This window comes from Microbispora sp. CA-135349 (assembly GCF_050947365.1).
GTDB lineage: Bacteria > Actinomycetota > Actinomycetes > Streptosporangiales > Streptosporangiaceae > Microbispora.
In genome coordinates this window covers 2410054-2422952 of the sequence record NZ_CP192001.1, presented here as the reverse complement: position 1 = coordinate 2422952, position 12899 = coordinate 2410054, and the positions used below count along the sequence as shown (strand labels likewise).

The following is a 12899-nucleotide window of genomic DNA, read 5'->3' as shown; positions in this document are numbered from 1 at the left end:
CCGCGGGATCGCGCTGCGGCTTGCTTGCGGACGCGGGGCAGTTGGTCTCGGCTGTTCAGTTGTCGTGCTCGGGCCGATTGCGGCCCGGTTCTCATTGTGGCCGGTTATGGAAAAGGAGCGGCGAAGAATCGCCGCTCCTTTCTCACCTTATCGGCGAAGGCCAAGCCGCTCAATGAGGGAGCGGTAGCGGGTGATGTCCTTGGCCTGCAGGTACTTCAGCAGCCGGCGGCGGCGGCCCACCAGAAGGAGCAGACCACGACGGCTGTGGTGGTCGTGCTTGTGCGTCTTCAGGTGCTCGGTGAGGTCGCTGATCCGCTTGCTCAGAAGCGCGATCTGGACCTCCGGCGACCCGGTGTCCCCCTCGGTGGTGCCGTACTCGCCGATGATGGCCTTGGTGGTAGCGGCGTCAAGCGACACTGCTTCTCCGTTCTGATGAAGTGGCACGCGCAACGATTCCAAGCCCGCGAACGACCGTGCGTGCCTACAGTCGCCGTGACAGGACAGCCGGGTGGCTCGCGCCACCTGAACATGGCTGACATACAACCCTACCAGCTCGGCGGACACACCCTGTCACGACGCGCCACACAGAAGATTCAGGAAGTGAGCTCGCGGGCCCGGGCCACGTCGTCGTGCATCTGCTCGATCAGCGCCTCGATCGAGTCGAACCTGAGCGTGTCGCGCAGCCGCTCGCCGAAGTCCACGGCCACGTGCGCGCCGTACAGGTCCAGATCGTCGCGGTCCAGCGCGTACGCCTCGACCGTGCGCTCCACCCCGTCGAACGTGGGGTTGGTCCCGATCGAGATCGCGGCCGGCCAGCGCTCCCCCTCGTACGGCGAGGGGCTCTGGGTGCACTGCAGCCAACCCGCGTAGACGCCCTCGGCGGGAATCGCGGTGTGCTGCGGCGACTCCACGTTGGCGGTGGGGAAGCCGAGCGCCCGGCCGCGCTGGTGGCCGCGGACCACCACGCCCTCCACCCGGTGGGGGCGGCCCAGCAGGGCTGCGGCGCCCGCGACGTCGCCCACGGCCAGCCGCTCCCGGATCAGCGTGGAGGAGATGGCGTCGCCGTCGCTGACCAGGGGAACGGCCTCGGCCGTGTAGTCGTACTTCTCCCCCAGCGTCCGCAGCGTCTCCACGTCGCCCGACGCCTTGTGGCCGAAGCGGAAGTTCTCCCCCACCACGACCCCCGCGGCGTGCAGCCGGTCGACCAGAGCCGTCTGGACGAACTCGTCCGGCGACATCCGGGAGAACTCCAGCGTGAACGGCAGCACGCACACCGCGTCCACGCCCAGCGCGAAGAGCAACTCGGCCCGGCGGTCGGTGGTGGTCAGCCGCGGCGGGTGGCTGCCGGGCCGTACGACCTCGTCGGGGTGCGGGTCGAAGGTGACCGCCACGGCGGGCAGCCTTAGATCGCGGGCCATGTCCACCGCGCGGGCCACCATGCGCTGGTGACCGAGATGCACCCCGTCGAACACGCCGATCGTGACGACGGACCTGCCCCAGTCCTGCGGGACCTCGTCCAGCCCGTGCCAGCTCTGCACCTCGACCTCGCTTCTGTGTCCAATTGCCACGCCTTGCCTCAGCGGCTCGGGCGCCTGCGGTCCGTCGGCGCGCAGTAGACAAGACTGCCATGCCCCAGGGGGTGCCGGGGAACCAGGGTGCCGGGGAACCAGCCCCGGCGTCAGGAGACGAAGACCACCAGAGGCCGGGCGGTCCCGCCGCGCTCCTCGGCGAGCGCGAGCAGCGCGCCGTCCGGCCCGAAGACGCCGATCGGACCGGGCCCGAGGCCCGCCCCACGCAGCCTGCCGCCGTGCGCGACCAGCCGCGCCTCGTCCTCGCCCACGTCCCTGCGGGGGAAGGCCGCCGCCACCGCGTCGGCCATCGGCATGATCACACACTCCCGCGCGAGGTCCTCGATCGTACGGGCGGCCTCGATGCCGTACGGCCCGACCCGGGTGCGCCGCAGCCGGGTGAGGTGGCCGCCGACGCCGAGCGAGGCGCCGAGGTCGCGGGCGAGGGCCCGGATGTAGGTGCCGCTCGAGCACGTGATCACGGCGTCCAGGTCCACCGTGTCCGGGGTTCGCCTGATCTCCCCGATCACGAAGGCGTGGATCGTGACCGGCCGGGCGGCCAGTGCGACCTCCTCGCCGGCACGGGCCCGTTTGTAGGCCCGCTGCCCGTCGACCTTGATGGCGCTCACCTGCGGCGGCACCTGCATGATCTCGCCGGTCAGCGCCGCGACGCCCTCGCGCACCTGCTCGTCGGTCACGTGCCCGGCGGGCGTGGTGGCGACCGTCTCGCCCTCGGCGTCGTCGGTGTTCGTCGTCATGCCGAGGCGGATCGTCGCCTCGTAGACCTTCTCGGTCAGCGCGAGGTGCCCGAGGAGGCGGGTCGCCTTCTCCACCCCTATAACCAGCACACCGGTCGCCATCGGATCGAGTGTGCCGGCGTGGCCGACCTTGCGGGTGCCCGCGATGCCGCGCATCTTGCCGACGACGTCGTGCGACGTCCAGTCGGCCGGCTTGTCCACGATGATCAGACCGCTCGGCGGCGGCGTCCTTCTGGCCTGCGTTCTTCTCGGCTGAGCCGTGCTCATGACGAATTCCAATGCGGGATCACGGGGGCGGGGTCGGGGTGAGGAGAGGGCGCAGGGCGGCCATGGTGTCCGTCACGGACAGCGCCGAGGAGAACCCGCCGGCGCGCGTGTGGCCGCCACCCCCGAGCGCGGCGCAGGCACGTGCCACGTCCACCGCGCCCTTCGACCGGGTCGAGACGTTCCAGCCGCCCTCGTCGTCCTCTTTGAGCACGACCGCGATCTCCGCCTCGTCGACCCGGCGCACCACGTCGATCATGCCTTCCACCTCGTCGTACGGCAGGCCCTCCGCGGCGCGGTCGGCGCGGCTCACGTAGGTCCACACCAGGCCCAGCCCGCCCGCGGCGTCCGGCTCCAGAGTGGCCCGGCCGAGCGCCGTGCCGAGCACCCGCAGGTACGCGAAGGGCGAGCGGTCCCACAGCTCCCTGGCGATCTCCTCGGGGCGCAGTCCCGTGGCCAGCAACCGACCGGCCATGGCGTGGGCGGCCGGAGTGGTGATGGAGTGCCTGAAGGAGCCGGTGTCGGTCACCAGCCCCGCGTACAGGCAGGTGGCGACATCCCGGTCGATCGGGAGGCCGAGCCCGCGGATGAGCTCTTCGACGACCATCGTGGTCGAGGCGGCCGAGGGGTCCACCAGGTGGACCGTCCCGAAGCGGGTGTTCGACACGTGGTGGTCGATCACGACGAGTTCGCCGGCCTTGCCCGCGTGCGGCGCGAGCAGGCCCAGCCGTTCCATCGTGGACGCGTCGAAGCTGATCATCAGGTCGGGCTCGGCGGGGTAGGCCGACGGCTCGACCAGCAGGTGCTGCCCCGGCAGGAACCGCAGCAGCCGCGGCACGGCGAAGACACGGTCGCCGAAGGACGCGACGACCTTCCTCCCGGTGCGCGCCAGCGCCAGCCCGAGGCCCAGCATCGAGCCGAGGGCGTCCCCGTCGGGGGACACGTGACAGGCGAGCGCGAGCGTGCCGGCGGCGCGGATCAAATCGATCGCGCGCCGCCAGTCCGCCTCGCCGACGGCGCTTTCGTTCGCGGTCACCGGGTGGGGCGTCCCGCCCGGCCGGTGGGCTCGTCCTCGCCCTCCTCCTCGGCCGCCTCGGCGTCGAGGTCCTCGGGCAAGCGGTAGGGGTCGGCGTCCCCGGCGAACTGCGCGCCCTCCGCCTGCCGGGCGATCTCCGCGTCCTTCGCCCTGGCCAGTGCGAGCAGGTCGTTCATGTGACGGGCGCTGTCCGGGAGCGGGTCGTGCACGAACGTGAGGCCGGGGGTGTGCCGCAGGCCGGTCTGCCGGCCGACCTCGGACCGGATGATGCCCTTCGCGCTCTCCAGCGCGGCGGCCGTGTCGGCGCGCTCCGCCTCGGAGCCGAAAACCGTGTAGTAGACGGTCGCGTCGCTGAGGTCCGCGGTGACCCTGGCGTCGGTCACCGTCACGAACCCCAGCCGCGGATCCTTGATCCGCCGCTCCAGCATCTCCGCGACCACCTGCTGGATGCGATCGGCCAGCTTTCTGGCACGCGCTGCGTCCATGCTCACGCTCCCTCGTATCTGTACGGCTGACGCGCGGGCCCCCGGCGTCTATTCCTCGTGGTCGTTGAAGAGCCGCCGCCGCGCGGACAGCAGCTCGATCTCGGGGTGGTAGGCGACGAGGCGTTCGCAGGCGTCCAGCACCTCGTCGCAGTTGGCCGCGGACGCCGACACGACGGCGATGCCGATCTCGGCGCGCCGGTGCAGGTCGAGGTGGCCCGCCTCGGCGACGGCGACGGCGGGATACTTACGCTGGATCTCGGCGACGAGCGGCCGGACCACCGAGCGCTTCTGCTTCAGCGAACGGACGTCGCCGAGCAGGATGTCAAGAGTAAGAGCACCGATGAACATGGGGTTGTCACCACGTCACGGACGACCGCCGCCGCCCCCGCGTGTGGCGGGGGCGGCGGTCCGGTGCGTCAGACGCGCGGCTTCTCCTGCATCTCGAACGTCTCGATGACGTCCTCGATCTTGATGTCGCTGTAGCCGACACCGATACCGCACTCGAAGCCCTCGCGGACCTCGGTCGCGTCGTCCTTGAAGCGGCGCAGCGACGAGACGGTGAGGTTGTCGGCCACCACGACGCCGTCGCGGATGAGCCGGGCCTTGCTGTTGCGGGTGATCACGCCCGAGCGGACGATCGAGCCGGCGACGTTGCCGATCTTCGGGACCTTGAAGACCTCGCGGATCTCGGCGGTGCCGGTCCTGACCTCCTCGAACTCCGGCTTGAGCATGCCCTTGAGGGCCGCCTCGATCTCCTCGATCGCCTGGTAGATGACCGAGTAGTACCGGATGTCCACGCCTTCGCGCTCGGCCAAGTCGCGCGCCCGCACCTCGGGACGCACGTTGAAGCCGATGATGACGGCGTTGTCGTCGCCCATCGCCAGGTTGACGTCGTGCTCGGTGATGGCGCCGACCGCGCGGTGGAGCACCCGCAGGCGCACCTCCTCGCCGACGTCGATCTTGAGCAGCGCGTCCTCCAGGGCCTCGACGGAACCGGAGACGTCACCCTTGATGATGAGCTTGAGCTCGTCGACCTGGCCCTTCTCGAGGTCCTTGAACAGCTCCTCGAGGGTGCGGCGGCGGCCGGACTTGGCCATGTCGGCGATCCGCTGCCTGGCCGCCCGCTGCTGGGCGATCTGGCGGGCCATACGGTCGTCGGTGACGACGATGAAGTTGTCACCGGCGCGCGGGACGGCCGTCAGACCGAGGACCAGGACCGGACGCGACGGGTCGGCCTCGTCGACCGTCTCGCCGTTGTCGTCCAGCATGGCGCGGACGCGGCCGAACGCCTCACCACAGACGATCGAGTCGCCCACCCGCAGCGTGCCGCGCTGCACGAGCACGGTCGCCACCGGGCCGCGGCCCTTGTCGAGGTGCGCCTCGATCGCGAGGCCCTGGGCGTCCATCTCCGGGTTGGCCCGCAGATCGAGCTCGGCGTCCGCGGTCAGCAGGATGGCCTCGAGCAGGTTGTCGATGCCGACGCCCTGCTTGGCGGAGATGTCCACGAACAGGGTGGAGCCGCCGAACTCCTCGGCCACCAGGCCGTACTCGGTGAGCTGGGCCCGCACCTTGGTGGGGTCCGCGCCCTCCTTGTCGATCTTGTTGACGGCCACCACGACCGGGACGTTCGCCGCCTGGGCGTGGTTCAGCGCCTCGATGGTCTGCGGCTTCACACCGTCGTCGGCCGCGACCACCAGCACCGCGATGTCGGTGGCCTGCGCACCACGGGCACGCATGGCGGTGAACGCCTCGTGACCGGGGGTGTCGATAAAGGTGATCTTCCGGTGCTCGCCCTCGTGCGTCGTCGCCACCTGGTAGGCGCCGATGTGCTGGGTGATGCCGCCGGCCTCGCGGGCCACCACGTTGGTGTGGCGGATCGCGTCGAGCAGCTTCGTCTTACCGTGGTCGACGTGACCCATGACGGTCACCACCGGCGGACGCGGCGCGAGGTCGCCCTCGTCGCCCTCGTCCTCGCCGAACTCGATCTTGAAGGACTCGAGAAGCTCGCGGTCCTCCTCCTCCGGGCTGACGACCTGGACGTTGTAGTCCAGCTCGGCGCCGAGAAGCTGCAGCGTCTCCTCGTTGACCGACTGGGTCGCCGTCACCATCTCGCCGAGGTGCAGCATGATCTGCACGAGCGAGGCGGGGTTGGCGCCGATCCGGTCGGCGAAGTCCGACAGGGACGCGCCCCGCGGGAGGCGGATGCTCTGACCGCCGCCACGCGGAACCTGCACGCCGCCGATCGCCGGGGCCTGCATGTTGTCGAACTCCTGGCGCCTCTGGCGCTTGGACTTGCGGCCACGGGTCGGACGGCCACCCGGACGCCCGAACGCGCCCGCCGTGCCGCCACCGCGGCCACGGCCACCGCCGCCACCCGGACGGCCGGCGAAACCGCCGCCGCCACCGCCAGGACCGCCACCGGGACCACCGGGGCGACCGGCACCCGTGGCGCCGGGACGCGGACCGCCGAAGCCCCCACCGGGACGACCGCCGCCGCCACCCGGACGGCCACCGCCGCCGGGACCACCGGGACGACCGCCGCCGCCACCGGGACGGCCACCGCCGCCGGGACCTCCGCCCGGCGCGGCCGGACGGCCCTGCGGCATCATCATCGGGTTCGGACGCGGACCACCGGGACGCGGACCACCCGCGCCGGGACCCGGACGCGGACCGCCCATGCCCGGCCCGGGACGCGGACCCGCGGGTCCGGGACGCGGGCCACCGGCGCCCGGAGCGCCGGAACGCGCACCCGGCGGACGCGGCATGCCCCCGTCGCGTGCGCCGTCACGACGCGGCTCGCGAGGGGCGCCGTCGCCACGCTCGGGACGATCCCCGCGGTCGGGACGACCGCCGTCGCGGCCGCCGGGCCGCGCGGGGCGCTGGCCCATGCCGCTGGCGTTCGAGGAGAACGGGTTGTTGCCCGGACGCGGGCCGCGCGGGCCCGGCTTGGGCCCGCCGGGGCGCGGAGCGCCGCCGGTGGGTGCACCGGGACCTGCGGGTGCGCCACCAGGGCGCGGGGCCGGAGCCGGCCTGGGGCCGGGCTTCGGCGCACCGGCGCCGGGGACACTCGGCCTCGGACCGGCGGCCGCGGGACGCGAGGTCTCCGGACGCGGGGTCTCCGGACGAGGCGTCTGCGGACGGGCGGCCTCGGGGCGCGCCGCGTCCGGCTGGGACACCGGCGGGTGAGGCATCGGAACCGGACGCGGAGCGGGCCGCGGACCGGGCTTCGGGCCCGGCTTGGCCACCGCGCCGGTGGACTGGGAAACGGGCGCCTGCGGGGCGCCCCCGTTGGCCTGGCTCTCTGCCGGCCTCGGCGCAGGCTTCGGCTGCGCCGGACGGGCGGGCTTGCCCCCGCCCTTGGAGGCGTCACCCTTGAACGCCTCGGTCAGTTTGCGGACGACCGGCGCCTCTATCGTCGAGGACGCCGACCTCACGAACTCGCCCATTTCGGTGAGCTTGGCCATGACGACCTTGCTCTCAACCCCGAACTCCTTGGCGAGCTCGTATACGCGGACCTTCGCCACTGCACTCCCTAACTCGGCCCGGGAGGCTTGCAGTGCCGCCGGACCGTCGCTACCTGAACGTACTCATCGCCGCGTGCTCATCAGGCGCTCATAGCAATCTGACTCCGCCCATCAACTCGGCGTCCTACATGACAATTTCGTCGTGCCCTGGCTCCCGGAGCCGATACCGGGGGCCAGCGGTAACCATTCACCCGGACCGCTCCGGAGTCAACCCCTCCAAGTGAGCTTGCAAGAGCGACGTGTCAAGCGGTCCCTCCGCGCGGAACGCGCGTGGGAACGCCCGGCGACGCTCGGCGAGCTCCAGACAGCGCGGGGACGGATGCAGTGAGGCACCGCGTCCCGGGAGCCGTCCTCGCATGTCGGGGACGATTACTCCCTCGACCACGACCAGGCGGAGCAACTCGGACTTTACCGTGCGAACCCGGCAGCCCACGCACGTTCTCAGCGGGGCTGCCTGGTAACCATATTCCAGCTTACCTCGCCGACGCATCAGCGGGATCAGCAGGTGCCTGCTCAGTGTCCGGACGGATGTCGATCCGCCAGCCCGTCAGACGGTTGGCGAGGCGGGCGTTCTGCCCCTCCTTGCCGATCGCCAGGGACAACTGGTAGTCGGGCACGATCACCCGCGCGGTGCGGTTGTCGGCGTCGACCACCTCGACACGGGAAACGCGCGCGGGCGACAGGGCATTCCCGACGAACTCCGCCGGGTCCTCCGACCAGTCGATGATGTCGATCTTCTCGCCGTGCAGCTCCGTCATGACGTTTCGCACGCGCGAGCCCATCGGGCCGATGCAGGCGCCCTTGGCATTGACCCCGGGCTTGCGCGACCTCACCGCGATCTTGGTGCGGTGGCCGGCCTCGCGGGCGATGGCCGCGATCTCCACCGTGCCGTCGGCGATCTCCGGCACCTCCAGCGCGAAGAGCTTCTTCACGAGGTTGGGGTGCGTGCGCGAGAGGGTCACCGACGGCCCCTTCGGGCCCTTCTTCACCTGCACGACGTAGCAGCGGATGCGCTCGCCGTGCGCGTACTCCTCACCCGGGACCTGCTCGTTGTGCGGCAGGATCGCCTCGATCTTGCCGAGGTCGACCAGCACCACCCGCGGGTCCTTGCCCTGCTGGATGACGCCCGCGACCAGCTCGCCCTCGCGGCTCGCGAACTCGCCGAAGTTGATCTCGTCCTCGGCGTCGCGAAGCTGCTGGAGGATCACCTGCTTGGCCGTGGTGGCGGCGATCCGGCTGAAGTTGGACGGGGTGTCGTCGTACTCACGCACGACGTCGCCGTTCTCGTCCAGCTCGGCGGCCCAGATGATCACGTGGCCCGTGTCGCGGTCCAGCTCGGCACGCGCCTTCTGCGCCGCGCCCTCCGTGCGGAAGTACGCGATCAGCAACGCGTCCTCGATCGCCTTGACGACCAGGTCGAAGGAGATGTCCTTCTCCCGCTCCAGGCTGCGCAGGACGCTCATGTCAATGTCCACAAGGCTCCCCCTAGCCCTCGTCGTCGGCGTCGTCGATGTCTTCGTCGACATCGAGGTCCTCATCAAGTTCGTCGTCGAGCCCGGCGTCGCGCCGGTTGAACTCGACCTGCACCCGGCCGCGCACCAGCTCGCCGTAGGCGATGCGGCGCGCGCCGTCCAGCTCCACGCCGGTCTCGTCGGCCTCGGTCACCCGGCCCTCCACGGAGGTGCCGTCGCCCAGCTCCGCCTTCACCAGCCGGCCACGCGCCCGGCGCCAGTGGCGCGGCTCCGTGAGCGGCCTGTCGACTCCGGGAGAGGTGACCTCGAGGACGTACGGGCTGCCGCCGAGGACGTCAGCCTCGTCCAGCCGCTTGGAGACGGACTGGCTCACGTCGGCCACGTCGTCCAGGCTCACGCCGCCGTCCCGATCCACCACGACGCGCACCAGCCGCCGGCGGCCCGCCGGCGTGACCGTCACGTCCTCCAGGTCGAAGCCCTCGGCGGCGACCACCGGGCCGAGCAGCTCAACCAGGCGGCCGCGTCGAGCGTCGCTGCCCATGCAGACCTCCCAATGACCGTGTAACTAGCCCGATGTGCCAACAGCCTATCGACACCGGGAGGTGGAAACAGCGCCACACCCGAGCGGCGATCCGACACGTACACGATCATCATGGTCACGGGCGATGACCAGTGGGCGCCGCGCCGTACGATGCTGTGTCGTGAGACACAGCGGCGGGGCACGAGTGACGAGACGTGCGTTGCTGGGCTCCGCCGCCGCGGCCGGTCTGGCGGCGGGCTGTTCCTCGAGCCCGCGGAAACCGGCCGCACCGGCCGCGCCGGATCCCCAGACCGTGCTGCTCACCTCGCTGATCGCGAACAAGGAGCAGCTGGTGTCGCTGTACGGGCGGGCCGTAGCCGCCCTGCCGGACCGGGCCGCCGACCTGGAGCCGTTCCGGCAGCGCCACACGGCCCATCTCCAGGCTCTGCGCGCGCTCCTGCCTGGAAGCGGCCAGGGGCCGGCCTCCTCCAGCCCCGCGCCTCCGGTCTCGCCGTCGGCGCCGGCGTCCGGCGCGTCACCGTCGGAAGGGCCGGCCGCGGTCTCGGTCGGGGCGCTCAGGGACGCCGAGCGGCGCGCGGCGTCGGCGCGACCGGGGCAGATGGCGGCCGCCTCCCCCGCGCTCTCCCAGCTTCTGGCGAGCATCGGCGCCTGCGAGGCCGTTCACGTCGTCGCCCTGGGGAGGGTGCGTGGCTGAAAGCGCGACCGAGAACGCGACCGAGCCCGCCCGCGCTCCGGTCGTCGACGCGCTCGGCCGGGCCCTGTCCGCCGAGCACGCCGCCGTGTACGCGTACGGAGTGATCGGCGGGAGGACGAGCGGCGCGCTGCTGAGGCGCGCCACGGCGGGGTTCGACGCGCACCGCGCACGGCGCGACCAGCTTCGCGCGCTCATCGCCGAGCGGGGCGGCAGGCCCGCCGAGCCCGGCCCCACCTATCGCCTGCCCTTCGAGGTGCGCGAAACCGCCGACGCGGTGCGCCTGGCCGTGCTCGTGGAGCAGCGGGTCACCACCGCCTACCTGGAGCTCGCGGCCGACCGTGACCCGGCGCTGCGGCGGATCGCCGCGCTGGCCGCGCAGGAGTGCGCGACCCGGGCGTACGGCTGGCAGCCGCGGATCGCGGCGTTCCCCGGCATGGACGCGAGCGGTGCCGACTTCGACGTCGCCGTCCCCGATCCGGGGGCCGGGTCCCCGTCGGCGGCCTCCTCAGGACCTGCGGGGTCCGCAGAGGCGCCCGGGCAGGAGGCCCAGCCGGAGCCGTCCGCGCCGGACGGCCAGTAGGCGGCGCGGGCCACGCCCCACGGCCATGAGCGGCTCCCGCGAAAGGCGGCGCCGCCGCCCCCCTTGGGGACGGCGGCGCAGGGTGTCCGGTGATCAGGCGCGGCAGGCGGCGAGGACGCGCTCGACGGCCTCGTCCAGCGGGATCTCCTCCTTGGTCCCGGCGACCCGGTCGCGCAGCTCGACCACGCCGTTGGCCAGGCCCCGGCCGACGATCAGGACGGTGGGCATGCCCAGCAGCTCGGAGTCCTTGAACTTGACGCCGGGCGACACCCCCGGACGGTCGTCCACGAGAACCCGAAGCCCTCGCCCCTCCAGGGCCTCGGCGAGCGTGCCGGCGACCTCGATCTGGTTCTCCTTGCCGGTGCCGACGACGTGCACGTCGGCCGGCGCCACCTCCCTGGGCCACACCAGGCCCAGCTCGTCGTGGCGCTGCTCGGCGAGCACGGCCACCGCCCGGGACACGCCGACGCCGTACGAGCCCATGGTGATGCGGATGGGCTTGCCGTCGGGCCCGAGCGCGTCGAGCTGGGCGGCGTCGGCGTACTTGCGGCCGAGCTGGAAGATGTGGCCGATCTCGATGCCCCGGTCGATGGACAGCGGGTGCGCGCAGCGGGGGCAGGAGTCGCCCGCCCGCACCTCGGCGGCCTCGATCGTGCCGTCGGGCTGGAAGTCGCGGCCCGCGACCACGTACGCGGCGTGCTTGCCCGGCTCATTGGCGCCCGTCACCCAGGCCGAGCCGTCCACCACACGCGGGTCGACCAGGTAGGTGATGCCCAGGTCCCTGAGCACCTGCGGGCCGATGTAGCCGCGCACCAGGCCGGGGTGGCGGGCGAAGTCCTCGGCCTCGAAGATCTCCGGCACGCCGGGCGCGAGCGCCGCCTCCAGCCGCTTGAAGTCGACCTCGCGGTCGCCGGGCACGCCGACGATCACGGTCTTGACCTCGTCGGACCCGGGCGTGCGCACCTTGACGACGAGGTTCTTCAGCGTGTCGGCGGCGGTGATGCCGAGGCCGTGGTGCTCGTTGACGTACGTCACCAGCGACTCGATCGTCGGGGTGTCGGGCGTGTCGAGCACCCTCATGGGCGGCTGCTCGGCGGTGACGGCGGGCGGCGCGGGCGTGACGACGGCCTCGGCGTTCGCCGCGTAGCCGCAGTTGTGGCAGGCCACGAACGTGTCCTCACCGGTCGGGCAGGGGGCGAGGAACTCCTCGGAGGCCGACCCGCCCATCGCACCCGACATCGCGAAGCAGATCTTGTAGTCGATGCCGAGACGATCGAAGATCCGGATGTACGCCTCGCGGTGCATCTCGTAGGACCGCTTCAGGCCGTCGTCGTCGAGGTCGAAGGAGTAGGAGTCCTTCATGACGAACTCGCGGCCCCGCAGGATGCCGGCCCGGGGCCGGGCCTCGTCGCGGTACTTCGTCTGGATCTGGTACAGCGTGACGGGATAGTCCTTGTAGGAGGAGTACTCCCCCTTCACCATGTCGGTGAACATCTCCTCGTGGGTCGGCCCGAGGAGGTAGTCGGCGCCCTTGCGGTCCTTCAGCCGGAACAGCGTGTCGCCGTACTCGGTCCAGCGGCCGGTGGGCTCGTAGAAGTCCCGGGGCAGCAGCGCGGGGAACAGCACCTCCTGCGCCCCCATCCGGTTCATCTCCTCGCGCACGACCCGCGCGACGTTCTCCAGCACGATCTTGCCGAGCGGCAGCCAGGAGTAGATGCCGGGCGCGACCCGGCGGATGTAGCCGGCGCGGACGAGCAGCTTGTGGCTCGGCACTTCCGCGTCCGCCGGATCCTCACGCAGGGTGCGCAGGAACAGGGTCGACATACGCAGCAGCACGGCTACTCCTTGCTCGTGAGAGGCCTCGTCCGCAGTGTCTCCCCGAAGTCCCGCGATGAGGATCTCCTCGCGGACTCTGGGAGACGATCTGAGAGACGAGACGAAGACGATGTGCTTCCAAGGCTATCGACTCGGGACACC

General features: G+C 71.8%; 13 protein-coding genes. 2 read left to right on the top strand and 11 right to left on the bottom strand.

Translation table 11 applies throughout. From position 1 onward, the window contains the following. Window positions 1–147: 147 nt before the first annotated feature. The 10 genes from rpsO to rimP form a co-directional block, all read right to left on the bottom strand. Window positions 148–417: a 30S ribosomal protein S15 gene (rpsO, locus tag ACQPZZ_RS11520; RefSeq protein ID WP_193203690.1), complete on the bottom strand. Its 270-nt coding sequence runs from the start codon at window positions 415–417 to the stop codon at window positions 148–150. 176 nt (window positions 418–593) lie between these two features. Next, complete coding sequence (locus ACQPZZ_RS11515) at window positions 594–1538, bottom strand: bifunctional riboflavin kinase/FAD synthetase (RefSeq protein ID WP_432934347.1); 945 nt, start codon at window positions 1536–1538, stop codon at window positions 594–596. 140 nt (window positions 1539–1678) lie between these two features. Beyond that, the gene (truB, locus tag ACQPZZ_RS11510; RefSeq protein ID WP_432931449.1) at window positions 1679–2593 is read right to left on the bottom strand and encodes a tRNA pseudouridine(55) synthase TruB; all 915 of its coding nucleotides are present in this window, start codon (window positions 2591–2593) and stop codon (window positions 1679–1681) included. A 19-nt stretch (window positions 2594–2612) separates the two neighbouring features. Then, complete coding sequence (locus ACQPZZ_RS11505; protein WP_432931447.1) at window positions 2613–3626, bottom strand: DHH family phosphoesterase; 1014 nt, start codon at window positions 3624–3626, stop codon at window positions 2613–2615. Beyond that, window positions 3623–4111, bottom strand: coding sequence for a 30S ribosome-binding factor RbfA (gene rbfA / locus ACQPZZ_RS11500; protein ID WP_363646344.1), 489 nt, complete (start codon window positions 4109–4111; stop codon window positions 3623–3625). Before rbfA ends, ACQPZZ_RS11505 begins: the two co-directional genes overlap by 4 nt. Before the next feature lie 48 nt (window positions 4112–4159). Beyond that, complete coding sequence (locus tag ACQPZZ_RS11495) at window positions 4160–4459, bottom strand: DUF503 domain-containing protein (protein WP_363646343.1); 300 nt, start codon at window positions 4457–4459, stop codon at window positions 4160–4162. Between the two features lie 68 nt (window positions 4460–4527). Beyond that, window positions 4528–7635 (bottom strand): translation initiation factor IF-2, encoded by a 3108-nt coding sequence (infB, locus tag ACQPZZ_RS11490; RefSeq protein WP_363646342.1) that lies wholly within the window; start codon window positions 7633–7635, stop codon window positions 4528–4530. Window positions 7636–7822: 187 nt separating this feature from the next. After that, window positions 7823–8125, bottom strand: coding sequence for a YlxR family protein (locus tag ACQPZZ_RS11485; protein WP_432931445.1), 303 nt, complete (start codon window positions 8123–8125; stop codon window positions 7823–7825). Then, entirely contained in the window at window positions 8109–9098 is a 990-nt protein-coding gene (gene nusA / locus ACQPZZ_RS11480; RefSeq protein WP_363646340.1) for a transcription termination factor NusA, read from the bottom strand. The genes ACQPZZ_RS11485 and nusA overlap by 17 nt, the downstream gene beginning before the upstream one ends. A 22-nt stretch (window positions 9099–9120) precedes the next feature. Then, a complete protein-coding gene (gene rimP / locus ACQPZZ_RS11475; protein ID WP_363646339.1) occupies window positions 9121–9648 on the bottom strand; it encodes a ribosome maturation factor RimP in 528 nt (175 codons plus the stop codon). Window positions 9649–9832: 184 nt separating this feature from the next. Between rimP and ACQPZZ_RS11470 the strand changes: the two genes are divergently transcribed. After that, window positions 9833–10342: a hypothetical protein gene (locus ACQPZZ_RS11470; RefSeq protein WP_432931443.1), complete on the top strand. Its 510-nt coding sequence runs from the start codon at window positions 9833–9835 to the stop codon at window positions 10340–10342. Continuing rightward, window positions 10335–10922, top strand: a complete 588-nt coding sequence (locus ACQPZZ_RS11465) for a ferritin-like domain-containing protein (RefSeq protein ID WP_363646337.1) — start codon at window positions 10335–10337, stop codon at window positions 10920–10922. The genes ACQPZZ_RS11470 and ACQPZZ_RS11465 overlap by 8 nt, the downstream gene beginning before the upstream one ends. Before the next feature lie 93 nt (window positions 10923–11015). Here ACQPZZ_RS11465 and ACQPZZ_RS11460 read toward each other — a convergent pair whose 3' ends face one another. Further along, a complete protein-coding gene (locus tag ACQPZZ_RS11460) occupies window positions 11016–12758 on the bottom strand; it encodes a proline--tRNA ligase (RefSeq protein ID WP_432931441.1) in 1743 nt (580 codons plus the stop codon). Window positions 12759–12899: the final 141 nt, after the last annotated feature.

Coding starts and splice junctions, on each gene's coding strand:
- truB (WP_432931449.1), bottom strand. CDS start 2,593: ATGAGCACGGCTCAGCCGAGAAGAACGCAGGCCAGAAGGACGCCGCCG.
- rbfA (WP_363646344.1), bottom strand. CDS start 4,111: ATGGACGCAGCGCGTGCCAGAAAGCTGGCCGATCGCATCCAGCAGGTG.
- ACQPZZ_RS11495 (WP_363646343.1), bottom strand. CDS start 4,459: ATGTTCATCGGTGCTCTTACTCTTGACATCCTGCTCGGCGACGTCCGT.
- ACQPZZ_RS11485 (WP_432931445.1), bottom strand. CDS start 8,125: ATGCGTCGGCGAGGTAAGCTGGAATATGGTTACCAGGCAGCCCCGCTG.
- nusA (WP_363646340.1), bottom strand. CDS start 9,098: ATGAGCGTCCTGCGCAGCCTGGAGCGGGAGAAGGACATCTCCTTCGAC.
- rimP (WP_363646339.1), bottom strand. CDS start 9,648: ATGGGCAGCGACGCTCGACGCGGCCGCCTGGTTGAGCTGCTCGGCCCG.